Raw genomic sequence first — 14,374 nt, 5'->3', positions numbered from 1 at the left:
CGCCAGAAGTAGGGATGTCCGCCTCGGCGTAGAGCGCCGGCTTGAGCACCCGGTCGATGCTCCAGGACCCCTCCGAGACGATCTCGACCACCAGCATCACCTCGTTCGGCCGATAGTGCGACGGGTTGCGTGCCGCCGCGGCGAACTCGGTGACCAACCCATCCGGGATGAACGAACGGGTCCGGGAGATCCGCACCTCGACGCCCTGGGTGACGTCGAGATCGGCGGGGCAGCTCTCGTCGAGCGCGGCCATGAGCCGGCCGGCGATGGACTGGTGCAGTCGCGTGGGGGAGCGCGACATGATGAGGATTCCGTCCAGGAGCTCGTAGCGGCGGCCGTCGTCGGGCAGGCGGTCGAGATCGTCCGCCGTCCACTCGCCCGCCGCCGGCTGGTCGCCGTGCAGCGCGGCGGTCATTCGCGGGCCCTTCCCGGTGCGCCGTTCTCCCCGTCGACACCGTACGCCCGGTCGGGCTCGGGGGGCGGTCGCGCGCGCCGGGGCCACAGGGCAGGATGGTCGCATGAGCGACCGCAGCGAGCGCACGCCGGACGACGTCACCGGTGACCGCGGCCTGCCCGGTGCGGGTCTGGTCAAGGGGCTGGCGGTCACGCTGAAGACGATGACCCGGCGCTCCACCACCCAGCAGTACCCGGACGTGGCCCCTGAGCTGCCGCCCCGCTCGCGCGGGGTGATCGCCCTGCTCGAGGAGAACTGCACGGTCTGCATGCTCTGCGCCCGCGAGTGTCCGGACTGGTGCATCTACATCGACTCGCACAAGGAGGAGGTGGCGGTGCCCGGCGCCGCCCGCCCCCGCCAACGCAACGTGCTCGACCGGTTCGACATCGACTTCTCGCTCTGCATGTACTGCGGGATCTGCATCGAGGTCTGCCCGTTCGACGCGCTCTACTGGTCGCCCGAGTTCGAGTACGCCGAGTACGACATCAAGGACCTGCTGCACGACAAGGACCACCTCGGGGAGTGGATGGACACCGTCCCGCCGCCGCCGGCGCACGACCCGAACGGCGAGCCGGCGAAGGAGGAGACCAGCGCCGCCCGCAAGGCGGCGGTCCCCGCGGCCCGGCCCACCGCCCCGGGCGTACGCCGCGAGCCGGGCCCGTCCGGCGAGGCGACGACATGACCGGTGTGGACGTGCTGCTGCTCGCGCTCGGCGCGGTGGCGGTCGGCTCGGGCGTGCTGGTGGTCACCACGAAGCACCTGGTCCGGGCGGGCCTCTACCTGGTCGTCTGCCTGGGCGCGCTGGCCGCCGACTACCTGGTGCTCACCGCGGAACTGGTGGCCTGGGTCCAGGTGCTCATCTACGTGGGCGCCGTGGTGGTGCTGCTGCTCTTCGCGGTGATGCTCACCCGGGCGCCGGTCGGCGCCTCCGACGACCTGGACCGGCCCGGTTGGCCGGCCGCGCTGATCGGCGGGGGCGTCGCGCTGGGACTGACCGCGCTCCTCGTCGACGCCTACCGGTGGACCGTTGTCGACCTGCCCGACGCGGGCACGGCCGAGCGGATCGGCGGGCAGATCTTCGGCAGCTGGGTGCTCCCCTTCGAGGTCCTCTCGGTGCTGCTGCTCTCCGCCCTGGTCGGCGCGGTGGTGCTCTCCCGGCCGGACATCGGGCGGCCGGCCGCGTCGCGGCCGGGGCGTACGGAGGCGGGCCGGTGAGGCCGGTCATCCCGTACGTGACCGCGGCGCTGCTCTTCGGCCTCGGGGCCTACGGCGTGCTGCGCCGCCGCAACGCGGTGCTCGTGTTGATGGCCGTCGAGCTGATGCTCAACGCCGTCAACCTGATCCTCGTCACCGCCGACACCACGGTGCGGGCGACACTGCCGCACAGCGGCCAGGTCTTCGCGCTCTTCGTCATCGTCCTCGCCGCCGCCGAGATCGGGGTGGGGCTGGCGATCGTGCTCCAGCTCTACCGGCTGCGGGCCGGTGTCGCCGTGGACGAGGTGCCGCTGACCGAGCCGCCGGCGACGGTGGACGCCGACGCACGGGAGGCCCGGTGAGCACGATCACCCTGCTCGGCGCGCTGCTGCCGGTCGTACCGCTGGTGGCCGGCCTGCTCGGTCTGCTCCTGCCGCCCTCGCCGCGTGGCCTCGCGGCGCACGACGGGGACGCGGCGGCCGGCGAGACGTGGGCCCGGCGGGCGGCGATCGCCCTCGGCGTGACCGGCGCGGCAGGTGCCCTGGCGCTCGCGGTCACCCTGCTGGCCACGCTGGACTCGCCGGCCGAGGCGAGCACCACCTGGGTAAAGCTGGGTGGGCTGGACGTCAGCCTCGGCGTCCGGCTGGACGGTGCCGCCGCGCTGGTCGCGGTGGCGGTCGGCGCGGTCGCGCTGGCCGTGCAGGTCTACTCGATCGGCTACCTGAAGCGCGGTCCGCACGACGACGTCGACGTCGACCACCGCTACCCGCCGTACGCCGCCCAGATCAGCCTCTTCACCGCCGCGATGCTGCTCGTGGTGGTGTCGGGAGACCTGCTCCTGCTCCTGGTCGGCTGGGAGGTGATGGGCCTCTGTTCGTACCTGCTCATCGCGCACGACCGCCGGCTGCCCGAGGCGCCCGCCGCCGCGGTGAAGGCATTCCTGGTCACCCGGGTGGGTGACGTCGGTTTCCTGCTCGGCATCGCGCTGCTCGGCGTCTCCGCGGGCAGCTTCCGGATCGCCGACGTGCTGGCCGCCGAGCACTCGCCCGGCACGCTCACCGCCGCCTGCCTGCTGCTGCTCGCCGGGGTGGCCGGCAAGAGCGCGCAGTTCCCGCTGCACACCTGGCTGCCCGACGCGATGGCCGGCCCGACGCCGATCAGCGCGCTGATCCACGCCGCCACGATGGTCGCGGCCGGCGTGTACGCGGTCACCCGGCTCTACCCCCTCTTCGAGGCCGCGCCGGTCGCGTTGACCGTGCTCGGGGTGCTCGCCTCGATCACGCTGCTGCTCGGCGCGCTCGCGGCGACCGCCCAGGACGACATCAAGCGGGTGCTCGCCTGGTCGACGGTCTCCCAGATCGGCTACATGACCGGCGCGCTCGCCGTCGGCGCACCGGACGCGGCGCTGTTCCACCTGCTCACCCACGCCGCGTTCAAGGCGCTGCTCTTCCTCGCCGCCGGGGCGGTGATCCACGCCGTCGGCACCACGCTGATGTCGAGGATGGGCGGACTGCGGCGCGGCATGCCGGTCGTCTTCTGGTGCACGGTGGTCGGCCTCGGCGCGCTGGCCGGGCTGCCGCCACTGGCCGGCTTCTGGAGCAAGGACGGCGTACTCGCGGCGGCGCAGGCGGCCGCGGTGGAGGGCGCCGGTCCGACGCCGGCCTGGACGGCCTGGCTGGTCTGGCTCTCCGGGCTGGTCGGCGTCGCGCTCACCGCCTGGTACGCCACCCGGCTCCTGCTGCGCGCCTTCCTCGGCGAGACCCGGACCCCGCTCGGCCACCCGCACGACCCGCCGGGCACCCTCCGCTGGCCGGTGCTGCTGCTCGCCGTACCGGCGGCGCTGCTCGGGTTCGCCGGCTTCGCCGGTCCGTTCGCCGACCGGCTGCGGCCGTCCGTGCCGGCGACCGCGGAGCACCCGTCGGATCTGTTGCCGCCCGAGCCGCTGGTCCACCTGGCGCCGTCGGTGCTGCTGCCGCTGGCGCTGCTGCTGCTCGGGGCGGGTCTGGCCTGGGCCCGCTGGCGCCGCGACCCGGCCGCCGATCCGGCGGCCGCGCTGGGTCCGCTGCGGCCGGTCCTCGCCGCGGCGTTCCGGCTCGACGACCTCCAGCGCGCAGTGGTGGTACGTCCCTTCCGGGCGCTCGCCCGAGTGGCGCGCGCCGGCGACGAGCGGGTGGTGGACGGCGCGGTGGAAGGCTCCGGGCGGGCCGCCTCCGGGCTCGGGGCCGGGCTGGCCGCGTTGCACCGGGCGGCGCTGCCCCGGGCCGCCGCGGCGGTGCTGGCCGGTGCGCTGCTGATCGGGCTGGCCGCCGCGCTGATCGGAGCGAACGCATGACCTTCGGGCAGTTCCTGCTGGTCGCCGTCGTGGCGTTGCCGGCGCTCGGCGCGGTGGCGGTGGTCGCCACCCCGGCCGACCGGGCGGCCCGGCTGGTCGGCACGGTGACCGCCGGGCTCACCCTGCTCGCCGCGCTGCCGCTCGCGCTCGGCGACCGGGGCTGGTTCGCCTGGTCGGCGGGCACGCCCGCGGTACGCCCCTGGCACCAGCTCGACCTGCCGTGGGTGCCCGGGCTGGAGCTGCGCTTCCACCTCGGGGTGGACGGCATCTCCTATCCGCTGGTGGTGCTGACCGCGCTGCTGACCCTGCTCTGCTGCGCCTACAGCCTGCACCGGGTGCCGGCCGGTGGCAGCGGCCGGGCGCTGGTCGCGTTGCTGCTGGTGATCGAGGTCGGCATCCTGGGCACCTTCCTCGCCCTGGATCTGGTCCTCTTCTTCCTCTTCTTCGAGGTCGTCCTGCTGCCCATGTACGCGGTCATCGCCGGCTGGGGCGGCGATGACCGGCGCCGGGCGGCCCGGAAGTTCGTCCTCTACACGCTCTTCGGTTCGGTGCTCCTGCTGGTCGGCGTGTACGTGGTGGTGGCCGCCGCCGGCACCGCCGACATCGTGGCGCTCACCGGCGGCGCCGGGCTCTCCCGGAACACCCAGCTCTTCGCCTTCACCCTGCTCGCCCTCGCCTTCGCGGTGAAGAGCCCGCTCTGGCCGCTGCACTCCTGGCTGCCGGACGCGCACACCCAGGCGCCCACCGTGGGCAGCGTGGTCCTCGCCGGGGTGCTGCTGAAGATGGGCACGTACGGGTTGATCCGGGTGGCGATCGGGGTGGCCCCGGAAGGGGCCCGCTGGGCCGCGCCGGTGCTCGGCACGCTCGCCGTCGCGGCGATCCTCGTCGGCGCGCTGGTCTGCCTGGCCCAGACCGAGTTGAAGCGGCTCATCGCGTACTCCAGCGTGGGACACATGGGCTTCGTGCTGCTCGGGGTCGCCACGCTCACCAGCACGGGCATCCAGGCGGCGCTGATCGGCAACGTCGCCCACGGGGTGATCACCGGTCTGCTCTTCTTCCTCGCCGGGGCGGTGAAGGACCGTACCCACACCGGGGTGCTCGCCGAGCTCTCCGGGCTGCGGGAGACCGCGCCCCGACTCGCCGGCCTGCTCGGCTTCGCCGCGATCGCCTCGCTCGGCCTGCCCGGGCTGGCCGGGTTCTGGGGCGAGGCGTTCGCGGTGATCGCCGCGGTCGAGGTGGGCGGGCCGCTCTGGACCACCCTCGGTGTGCTGGCCGCCGTCGGCGGGGCACTCACCGCCGCGTACTTCCTGCGGCTGCTGCGTCAGGTCACCCACGGCCGGCCGAGCCCGCCGGTGGGCCGGCTGGCCCCGACGCTGGCCGGCGGGGAGCTGACCGCCTGGACGCCGCTGGTGCTGCTCGCGCTGGCCATCGGGCTGGCCCCGGCGCTGGTGCTCGGGGTCGCGGAGGCCCCCGTGAACGCCCTGGTGGAGGTCCTCCCGTGAGCGCGCGGAGCGAGTTCGCGAGCCCCGCGGCCGCGAACGCGAGGGGGGCCGTGAGTGCGAGGAGTGAGCTCGCGAGCCCCGCGGCCGCGATCGTGAGGGGGCGCCGGTGAACCAGAGCGTGGTGCAGAGCGTCGACCATGTGGCGCTGCTGCCGGCGTACCTGGCCGCCGGCACGGCCGTGCTGGTGCTCGTCACCGACCTGCTGCTGGCCCGCTCGCGGGTCACGCTGGCCGTGGCGGCGCTGGGGGCGATCGCCACGGCCGTCGGGGCGGCAGTGGTCGGCGCGGGTGAGGAGCGGGGCACCTTCTGCGCGGCGGCGGACTGCTCGTACGTCTTCGGTGGGCGGGCGGCAGTGGTCGGCGGGCTCTTCGCCCTGCTGACCCTCGGGGTGCTCGGCCTCTCCGGTGGGCACCTGCGGGCCGGTCGCGCGCCGGTGGGGGAATACTGCTTCCTCCTCACCTGCTCGATGACCGGTGGTGTGGTGCTCGGCGCGGCGGGCGACCTGATCACCCTGATCGTGGCGCTGGAGACCCTCACCCTGCCGCTCTACGTGCTGGTCGGCCTGCGCCGGGGCAGCCTCGCCAGCGCCGAGGCGGCTGTCACGTTCTTCGTGGTCAGCGTGGTGGCCACCACGGTGAGCCTGCTCGGCGCGGCGCTGCTCTACGCGGTGACCGGTGAGCTGCACCTGGGGCGGCTCGGCGCGCTGCTCGCCGCGCGGCAGGATCTGCACGACCTGCCGTTGACCGCGACAGCGGGGGCGCTGCTGCTGCTCGGGCTGGCGTTCAAGGTCGCCGCCGTGCCGTTCCACGCCTGGGCGCCGGCCACCTACGACGGCGCGCCGCTGCCGGTGGCCGCGTACCTTTCGACGGCGTCGAAGCTCGGTGGCGTGGTGGCGTTGCTCGCGGTGGTCTCCGCGGCGCTCCCGGCCGACCTGACCGGTCCGGTGCTCGCCCTGCTCGCGGTGCTCACGATGACCGTCGGCAACCTGGTGGCGCTGCGTCAGCGGCGTACGGTCCGGCTGCTCGCCTGGTCGTCGGTGGCCCAGGCCGGCTACATCCTCGCCCCGCTCGGCGCGTTGGCGCTGGCGGCCGGACGCACCGGTGAGGCCCGGACCGGCGCGTACGCGGCCGCCCTGGCGTACGCCGTCTTCTTCGTGCTGCTGGAGTTCGCGGCGTTCGCCGGGGTGACCGCCCTGCGCCCGGCGGACGCCGACGGTGGCACCCTGGACGAGCTGCGCGGCGCGGCCCGCCGGCACCCGTGGCTCGGTGCGGCGCTGGGGCTGGCCCTGGTCGGGCTCGCCGGGCTGCCGCCCGGCCTGGCCGGCCTCTTCGCCAAGGTGACGGTGGTCCGCTCGCTGCTGGACGGGGGCAGCGGCTGGCTCGCGCTCGTCGTGGCGGTGAACGCGGTCATCGGCCTGGCCTACTACCTGCGGTTCGGCGCAGGCCTCTACGCCGCCCCGGCCTCCGCGCGCCCGGCGCCCGCCGCCGGTGCGGCCCGGGCGGTGGCCGTGGTGCTGGCGGTCGCGACGGTGGCCGCCGTGGTGGTGGGGTTCGCTCCGCAGCTCGTGCTGGAGCTCGCGGCCCGGTGAGATCCAGGTCCCGTCCCGGAACCCCGTGCCGCCCACGCTGGACGCGCTCCCAGGCAACTCACAGCCATATGGCGGATGGTTGGCGGGTACCACAGTGTTGAACCGGTCGACGGATCCCGGCGATCCGTACACCGAAGGAGTGACTGTGCACCACAACCGTCTCAAGACCGCCGCGCTGCTCGGCCTGCTCACCGCGCTGATCCTCGGGGTGGGCTACTGGTTCGGCGGCAGTGGTGGTCTGGTCATCGCCGTCATCATCTCGCTGCTGATGAACGGCATCAGCTACTTCTACTCCGACAAGCTCGCCCTCCGCGCGATGGGGGCGCAACCGGTCAGCGAGGCACAGTTCCCCGAGCTGTACCGGATGGTGCGCGAGTTGGCCACCCAGGCCGGCCAGCCCATGCCGCGCCTGTACGTCAGCCCGACCGCGCAGCCCAACGCGTTCGCCACGGGCCGTAACCCGCAGCACGCGGCGGTCTGCGTCACACAGGGCATCACCGAGGTCCTCGACTACCGGGAACTGCGCGGTGTGATCGGGCACGAGCTGTCCCACGTCTACAACCGGGACATCCTGATCTCCAGCGTGGCCGCCGGGCTGGCCGGCATCATCACCACGCTGGCGAACATCGCCTGGTTCATCCCGCTGACCAGCGGCGACGACGAGGACGCGCCGAACCCGGCCGTGCTGCTGCTCACCATCATCCTCGGCCCGATCGCCGCGACGATCATCCAGCTGGCGATCAGCCGTAGCCGCGAGTTCCAGGCCGACGCCTCCGGCGCCCGGCTGACCAACGACCCGCTGGCCCTGGCCAACGCGCTGCGCAAGATCGACGCGGTGGCCCGCCGGCGCCCGCTGCCGGCGCAGGGGAACCTGACCAGCGCCGCACACCTGATGATCGCCAACCCGTTCCGGGGCGGCGGCATCGCGGCGCTCTTCTCCACCCACCCCAAGATGGAGGAGCGCGTCGCCCGGCTGGAGCAGATGGCCCGCAGCTCCGGTCCGGTGCAGTACCTCCGCTGACCGGCCGACCGCAACCCGCGCGCCCGCACCCGGCATCCCGGGTGCGGGCCGCTGCGTGTGTGCGGGATATCCGCTTCATCCGGTCGACCCACGGCGTTAGGGTCGGAAGGTTTCCCGCTCATTACATCCTTGGAGGTTCGCGTGACCGCGCTGCGCCAGTATCTGGGTGTCTGGCGGATTCCCGGTGCGCCGATGCTGCTGATCACCGGCATCATCGGCAGGCTCGGGATCGGCATGACCCCGCTGGCGCTGCTGCTCGTCGTCGAACAGGTGACCGGCCGGTACTCCCTCGCCGCCGTCGCCGGCGGGATCTACGCCGTGGCGGGTGCCGCGTTGAGCCCCGTGGCCGGCCGGATCGCCGACCGGATCGGGCCCAGCCCGGTGCTGCTCACCACCGCCGTCGCGCACCCGCTGGCGCTCGTCGGGCTGCTGCTGGCGAGCCGCTCCGGGGCCGACGGGCTGGTCGCGATCTACCTGACCGCCGCGGTGGCCGGTGCCACGTACCCGCCGCTGACCGCGGCCATCCGTGGCGCCTGGAACGACCTCACCGCTGCGGCGTCCGGCCGGTACCACCTCCGCAACACGGCGCTGGCCGCGGAGACGTCACTCTTCGAGATCGTCTTCGTGCTGGGCCCGCTGCTGGTGGCCGGCTTCGTCCTGGTGGCCGACGCGACCGCCGCACTGGTCGGTGCCGCGGTGGTCACCCTCGTCGGCACGACGGCGGTGGCCCTCGGTCGGGTGATGCGCGGCTGGCAGCCGCACCCGCGGGAACACCACGCCCGCGGCCTCGGCCCGCTCCGGGTCGCCGGCTTCCCGGCCCTGCTGGTCTGCGTGGCCGGCCTCGGCATCGCCTTCGGCGCCGCCGGGGTCATCGTGCCGGCCTTCGCCGGCAACTACCGCGCCGCCGACGCGGAGAGCCTGGCCGGCGTGCTGCTCGCGGTCTGGGGCATCGGCAGCGCCGTCGGCGGGTTCTGGTTCGGGGTACGCAAGCCGGCGCTGAACATGACCCGCCAGTTCGCCGGGCTGCTCGCCGCGCTGGCCGGCAGTTTCGCCATCTTCGCGGTGATGCCGACACCGCTGGCGCTGGGCATCGCCCTGGTCGTCGGCGGGGCCACCATCGCGCCCGCGCTGACCCTGGAGAACACCCTGGTCGGGAGGATCGCCCCGGCGGGCATGCTGAACGAGGCGTACACCTGGGTGGTCACCATGTCCGTGGCGGCGAGCGCGGCCGGCGGCGCGGTGGCCGGGCTGATCGTCGACCACGCGGGCGGGGTGCCCTGGGCCTTCCTCTTCGCCGGGGCCGCGGTCGCCGTCGGGGCCGGGGTCGCGGCGCTGCCCGCCGGGCCCATCCGTCGCGCGGAGACCGCTTCGGTACGCCTCGAGGAGCCCGTGCCCGCCTGACCGGTGGCCCGGCCCCTCCGGGCGGCGGGTTCTCGTCGCCTCGGCACCGCTGCGCTCCGGGCAGCCGACCGGATCGGGCCGGCGCGATCGGGCGCGGGCGGTGCGGCATCGGCCAGGCTCGACGTCGAAAGGGGGCCTCGTGATCTCGGCACTCAACAGGCTCGTCGACCTCGTCGAAGAGCGCCTCACCGACGAGTTCGACGTGCACGGACTCGTCGTGGAATGCGGCACGACCGAGTACCACCTGCGCCGGATGTTCTCGTCGCTGGCCGGTATGCCGCTCTCGGAGTACCTGCGCCGGCGCCGGATGACCGTCGCCGCCGCCGACGTCGTCCGAGGCGAGGACGATCTGCTGACCATCGCCGTCCGGTACGGGTACGGCTCGACCGAGGCGTTCGGTCGTGCGTTCCGCGCCGTCCACGGCGCCGGCCCCGGTGACGTACGCCGGGACGGGGGTCCCCTTCGGGCACAACCACAACTCAGGTTCCACCTGACCGTCGAAGGGAGCATCCCCATGGACACCCGCATCGCCGACCGCCCCGCGTTCCGGCTCGCCGGCCACGCGACCCGGGTCCCGCTGATCCACCAGGGCGTCAACCCGCACATCCAGCAGCACATCGCCGCGTTGCCGCCGGAGGAGCACCTGCGGTTGAAGGCCCTCAGCGACACCGAACCCGCGGGTCTGCTGCAGGTCTGCGACGACGTCGATCCCGACGCGGTCGAAGGCAGCGAGCTGACCTACCTGCACGGCGTCGCCCTCTCCGGGGAGACGCCGGCTCCGGACGACCTCGACGCCATCGAGGTCCCGGCCGGCACCTGGGCGGTCTTCCGCACGGCGGGGCCCTACCCGCAGGCGCTGCAGAGCACCTGGGCCGCGACCGCCACCGAGTGGTCCCCTCCAACCCGTGGCGACTGAGGCCAGGCCCCTCGATCGTCGCGGTGCTCGACCGCGCGCCCGACTTCAGCACCGCGACCTGCGAGCTCTGGCTGCCGGTCGAACCGGCCTGACGGGCCCTCCGGACCCGCACGGGGCCGGCCGCCCGGGTCGGTGGGCCGCACCGACCCGGGCGGGGCACCGGGCATGTCCACTTCGACGAGATCAGGCCCACGGCGGGGCCGGCGCCTTGCTCGACGCCCTTGCATCACTCGCCGGCCGTCGACGCCCGTACGGTCGCTTCGCTCTGCGCGGTCACGCCCGGTGTCGAACGGCCGGCCCGGGGACCCCGCAGGCCACCGCAGAGGATGAACCGTCGACCGGGTATCTGACGGCCTGCCGTACACCCCGCGTCCTGCCGGCGCTGCCGCCGACCCGTACGTCCCGAGGCCAGCCGGTCGACCAGCGCGGCCACCGCCCGAGGGAGCACGACGTGAGGGAGCGCAGGCCGGTCCCGGTAGCGCGGTCACCGCCCCTCCGGCCGGCGCTCCGAGTCGGGGCGGCTGAAGACCGGCAACCAGCGGCGGATCTCGGCGACCGCCCGGGACCAGGGCGTCGCCCTACCGGTAGTTGGTGAACTGGAGCGCGACGCCGAAGTCCTCGCCCTTGAGCATCGCGATGACGGCCTGGAGGTCGTCCCTTTTCTTGCCGGTGACCCGGAGCTGGTCGCCCTGGATCTGAGCCTGTACGCCCTTCGGGCCCTCATCGCGGATCTTCTTGCTGATCGCCTTGGCCTTGTCCGATTCGATGCCCTGGATGATCTTGCCGTCGATCTTGAAGATCTTGCCCGACGGCCGCGGGTCACCGGCCTCCAGCGACTTCAGCGAGATGTTCCGCTTGACCAGCTTCTCCCGGAAGACCTCCAGCGCGGCCCGAACCCGCTCCTCGGTCTCCGCCTGCAGGGAGATCGCCTCCTCGCCCGCCCAGGAGATCTCGGCGCCCGTCCCCCGGAAGTCGAACCGAGTCGCGAGCTCCTTCTCCGCCTGGCGGAGAGCGTTGTCGACCTCCTGGCGATCAACCTTGCTCACGATGTCGAACGACGGGTTCGCTGCCATGCTCATGCTCCTGCTGTCCGGCGGTCCACTGGCATGCCGTCACCGCTGACCAGCGGCACGACCCTCTGACGGTACCCGCTTGCGCCCGCGCCGGGGGGAGCCGCTATCCTTGCTTCCGTCGCCGCGTCCTGACGCGGGGACGCGCCCTGGCGGGTTGCCCGAGCGGCCAATGGGAGCGGACTGTAAATCCGTCGCGAAAGCTACAGAGGTTCGAATCCTCTACCCGCCACCAGGTGCATAAAGAGGCCCCTGACCAGCGCGAACGCCGGTCAGGGGCCTCTTTCTTGAGTCTCACTCGGTCCTGCTTCAGCTCGCTCAATCTCGCTGGCTGTGTCGCATGCGTGTCGCCGACCGGTAGCTAGAGGAACAGCCGCAGGAGACCGGTCACGGCCCCGATCACCATCGCGAGGCCGGTGAGTGCTCCCGGTAGCGCCTTCACCCAGTCGGTCGGGTGACTACACCGTCTGTTGCTCCGGCGACGCTGCACATTGCTTCGTGTCACCGGTCTTGCTAGCTTCGGCACGCGGCCTCCTTGCTCTCATGACCTCACCAGGGCATTTCGAAGCAGAGTGCCGGAGCGGCATCCGGGGTCCAGCCGGGTGCCGCTTTTTGTGGTCGCAGCCTTGCCGACTCTCCGCGTCGCCCATTGATTGGAGCGCGTCAGGCCACGCGTTGCAAGCACGGAGAGTCATATAGCGCGCTATAGAAGTGCACGGACAGTTACCGGGGTCCGTCCGATTTTGGCGGGTATTCATCGCCGATTACCGCTTGACAGACGCTGCCGCGATGCGACCGCTTCGCTGCATCGCGGCAGCATAGTTGCCTCGGGGGCCGGGACTCTGAGTGACGCGCCGGCAGTCAATAGTGACTTCGGACACATTCTAAAAACCCTCTTTGAGTGCCGCCTCGATTCGTCGGCACGCGGCCTCCTCCTGGCCGTAGACGCACTTCGCGTACACCCGCATCAGGACGTGCACGCTGTGCCCAGCCCACTCGGCGACCTGGGTGGCCGGTACTCCGGCGTTGAGCCAGAGCGACACGGCGGCGTGCCGTAGGTCGTAGGGACGCCGGGCCAGCGGTGAGCTTTGCTGGGCCGGCGTGAGCACCTTTGCCCGCGCGTCGCGCCATGCCTTGCCGTAGGTGTTGTTCGGGATCGGTTGGCCGGCGGTGGGCACGTACCGTCCGCCGGGGCCGCGTCGGGTGACGAACAGCTTGCCGTTCGATCCGGGCGGGTACTCCTTGATGTGGCGATCGAGTAGCCGCACGAGCGGCGGTGGCACGGGTACATCCCGAGTCGCTGCCTTTGCCCGATGTTTCAGCCCTCGGTCCTCGGCGGTGTCGTCTCCGTCGCCCCAGTCTCGGCCAACGGCCACCGTCGAACCGGTCAGGTGCAGCACGCCCCACCCGCCGGGCTGGGCGGGCCGCTCGTACTCGACTTCCCGTAGGTGGAGCACCTCTTCGGGCCGTAGCGCGGCGTAGTACATGCAGCCGAAGAACGCTTCCAACTCGGGCACGGTACGTCCCACCTCGGCGAGCAGCGCCCGTGCCTGATCGGGGTTGACCACCGCACGGCGGTCCACCTCATCGGCCGTCTTCGGCGCGGTCCAGCTCACCACAGACATCGGGTGCGCGTCGAGTAGCCGCAGTTCAACCGCGTACTTGAGGGCGCCGGAGAAGACGGCCCGTTTCCGGGCGATCGTGCTGGGCGACGCGGGAGCGCCGTCCATCCGGAGGGCAAGCGTGTCGAGAGCCTTCCGGACCAGCGCGGCGTCGGCGAGCGCGGCCAGGTCGACCGTGTTGACCTCCAACCAGCGCACGGCGGCGGCGAGGTCGGCGGGCGGCCCTCCGGCGTCACGGCGAGCCTTGTTGAACACCCACCCGTAGAGCGCGGCCCGTAGCACCTTGTCGCTGGGTACTCCCCGGTCCGTCGCGAGCAGGGCCGGGGTGACGGTGGCCAGTGTTTCGGCGATGCCCTTGCGGTGCTTCGCCGACGCGCGGGGCCACTTCATGTCGGCGTAGGCGACGGCGTGCTCGTACCAAGATCGGGTGTTGAGCGCCCGCGCCATCGGTTCGGGCAGGCCGCTGGCCTCATCGAAGGCGACGCCTTCCCGTTGGGCTACGACCAGCTTGGACCGGAAGCTTTCGGCCAGGGCGCGAGTCGCGAACGTCTTGCGGAACGCCCGGCCTGCGACCTTCCACCGGACCACGTACGAGTAGCCCTTGGCGAGTTGATTCTTCAGGATGCCGTGTACGCGTACGTCGTACGTGCTCAAGCGGCTGCTCCTTCTTCATGTTCGTTAAGCCAGGCGTCCAGGTCGCGGCGGCGGACGTACAGGCTGCCGTTGGGGTACTTGATGGTTCGAGGTGCGCGGCCGGTGGCCTTCCAGCGGAAGAAGGTCGACCGGGGTACGCGGAGTTCGTCCAGGACTTCGGCGAGGGTGAGCAGGTTCCCGGTCGGGGTGCGGCGGGTGGTCATCGGCGGGTGTCCTCCCTCGGGGTGGCGTCGAGGTAGATGCGCTGGAACATCGGAAATCGGCGGTCGGGGTAGGGCCGGCTGATGGTGCGGATGCGCAGCATTTGGGCGATGGCGGCGAGCGCTGCGGCTGTCTCTGCGGGGGTGCCGTGCAGCCTGATTCGCACGTTGAGGGCCTTTCGGTGCGGGCGGGATACTTGTGGAGGGATGGGGAGGCATTACCTCAGAAGGGCTTAGAACGGTCCGCTGAGATCGCCGTAGAGCCAAGATCCGGGGTGGCCCGGTGTAAGGCGTAGGGCGATCTGGCTCAGGGGCTCTCAGCGGGCCGTTTCGTGGGCGCCGGTGGCCCGGTCGGCGGGCCGGGCGCGACCGGGATGGGCCGGGTAGCGCTGACACGCTGACAATCGGCCATCTGCGGCA

12 protein-coding genes, 1 tRNA gene and 2 pseudogenes are annotated in these 14,374 nt (G+C 72.6%); 10 read left to right on the top strand and 5 right to left on the bottom strand.

What is annotated here, in order from left to right; all coding sequences use genetic code 11:
• Positions 1-70: 70 nt before the first annotated feature.
• Positions 71-415, bottom strand: a pseudogene (locus tag E1211_RS33245) (Uma2 family endonuclease); the annotation flags it as partial.
• 103 nt (positions 416-518) lie between these two features.
• On the opposite strand from E1211_RS33245, the gene E1211_RS05245 reads away from it, so the two are divergent.
• The 9 genes and pseudogenes from E1211_RS05245 to E1211_RS05205 all read left to right on the top strand — a co-directional run bounded on the left by E1211_RS05245 (position 519) and on the right by E1211_RS05205 (position 10,500).
• Positions 519-1,136 (top strand): NADH-quinone oxidoreductase subunit I, encoded by a 618-nt coding sequence (locus tag E1211_RS05245; RefSeq protein ID WP_132345952.1) that lies wholly within the window; start codon positions 519-521, stop codon positions 1,134-1,136.
• On the top strand, positions 1,133-1,669 hold the full coding sequence (locus E1211_RS05240) for an NADH-quinone oxidoreductase subunit J (protein WP_132345950.1): 537 nt from the start codon (positions 1,133-1,135) through the stop codon (positions 1,667-1,669). Before E1211_RS05245 ends, E1211_RS05240 begins: the two co-directional genes overlap by 4 nt.
• Positions 1,666-2,010 carry an NADH-quinone oxidoreductase subunit NuoK gene (gene nuoK / locus E1211_RS05235; RefSeq protein ID WP_132345947.1) on the top strand — a complete coding sequence of 115 codons (345 nt, stop codon included), beginning with the start codon at positions 1,666-1,668 and terminating at the stop codon, positions 2,008-2,010. Before E1211_RS05240 ends, nuoK begins: the two co-directional genes overlap by 4 nt.
• A complete protein-coding gene (locus E1211_RS05230; protein ID WP_132345945.1) occupies positions 2,007-3,980 on the top strand; it encodes an NADH-quinone oxidoreductase subunit L in 1,974 nt (657 codons plus the stop codon). Before nuoK ends, E1211_RS05230 begins: the two co-directional genes overlap by 4 nt.
• Positions 3,977-5,482: a NuoM family protein gene (locus E1211_RS05225; RefSeq protein WP_132345943.1), complete on the top strand. Its 1,506-nt coding sequence runs from the start codon at positions 3,977-3,979 to the stop codon at positions 5,480-5,482. The genes E1211_RS05230 and E1211_RS05225 overlap by 4 nt, the downstream gene beginning before the upstream one ends.
• A gap of 106 nt (positions 5,483-5,588) precedes the next feature.
• The gene (locus E1211_RS05220) at positions 5,589-7,070 is read left to right on the top strand and encodes an NADH-quinone oxidoreductase subunit N (RefSeq protein WP_132345941.1); all 1,482 of its coding nucleotides are present in this window, start codon (positions 5,589-5,591) and stop codon (positions 7,068-7,070) included.
• 145 nt (positions 7,071-7,215) lie between these two features.
• Complete coding sequence (gene htpX / locus E1211_RS05215; protein ID WP_132345939.1) at positions 7,216-8,091, top strand: zinc metalloprotease HtpX; 876 nt, start codon at positions 7,216-7,218, stop codon at positions 8,089-8,091.
• 141 nt (positions 8,092-8,232) lie between these two features.
• A complete protein-coding gene (locus E1211_RS05210; protein ID WP_132345937.1) occupies positions 8,233-9,492 on the top strand; it encodes an MFS transporter in 1,260 nt (419 codons plus the stop codon).
• 139 nt (positions 9,493-9,631) lie between these two features.
• Positions 9,632-10,500: pseudogene (locus tag E1211_RS05205) on the top strand (GyrI-like domain-containing protein).
• A gap of 486 nt (positions 10,501-10,986) precedes the next feature.
• Here E1211_RS05205 and E1211_RS05200 read toward each other — a convergent pair.
• Positions 10,987-11,481 carry a YajQ family cyclic di-GMP-binding protein gene (locus E1211_RS05200; protein ID WP_132345935.1) on the bottom strand — a complete coding sequence of 165 codons (495 nt, stop codon included), beginning with the start codon at positions 11,479-11,481 and terminating at the stop codon, positions 10,987-10,989.
• A gap of 148 nt (positions 11,482-11,629) precedes the next feature.
• Here E1211_RS05200 and E1211_RS05195 point away from each other — a divergent pair.
• A tRNA-Tyr gene (locus E1211_RS05195) sits at positions 11,630-11,713 on the top strand.
• Between the two features lie 649 nt (positions 11,714-12,362).
• On the opposite strand, the gene E1211_RS05190 is transcribed toward E1211_RS05195, so the two are convergent.
• From E1211_RS05190 to E1211_RS32340, 3 genes are read right to left on the bottom strand one after another with little or no spacing between them, the layout of a single operon-like run.
• Positions 12,363-13,754 (bottom strand): tyrosine-type recombinase/integrase, encoded by a 1,392-nt coding sequence (locus tag E1211_RS05190; RefSeq protein WP_132345933.1) that lies wholly within the window; start codon positions 13,752-13,754, stop codon positions 12,363-12,365.
• The gene (locus E1211_RS05185; protein ID WP_132345931.1) at positions 13,751-13,957 is read right to left on the bottom strand and encodes an AlpA family transcriptional regulator; all 207 of its coding nucleotides are present in this window, start codon (positions 13,955-13,957) and stop codon (positions 13,751-13,753) included. Before E1211_RS05185 ends, E1211_RS05190 begins: the two co-directional genes overlap by 4 nt.
• The gene (locus tag E1211_RS32340; RefSeq protein ID WP_165947177.1) at positions 13,954-14,121 is read right to left on the bottom strand and encodes a hypothetical protein; all 168 of its coding nucleotides are present in this window, start codon (positions 14,119-14,121) and stop codon (positions 13,954-13,956) included. The genes E1211_RS05185 and E1211_RS32340 overlap by 4 nt, the downstream gene beginning before the upstream one ends.
• Positions 14,122-14,374: the final 253 nt, after the last annotated feature.

Source organism: Micromonospora sp. 15K316, from assembly GCF_004348525.1.
GTDB lineage: Bacteria > Actinomycetota > Actinomycetes > Mycobacteriales > Micromonosporaceae > Micromonospora.
The sequence above is the reverse complement of the archived record's forward strand: the minus strand, read 5'-3'. Positions and strand labels throughout refer to the sequence as shown.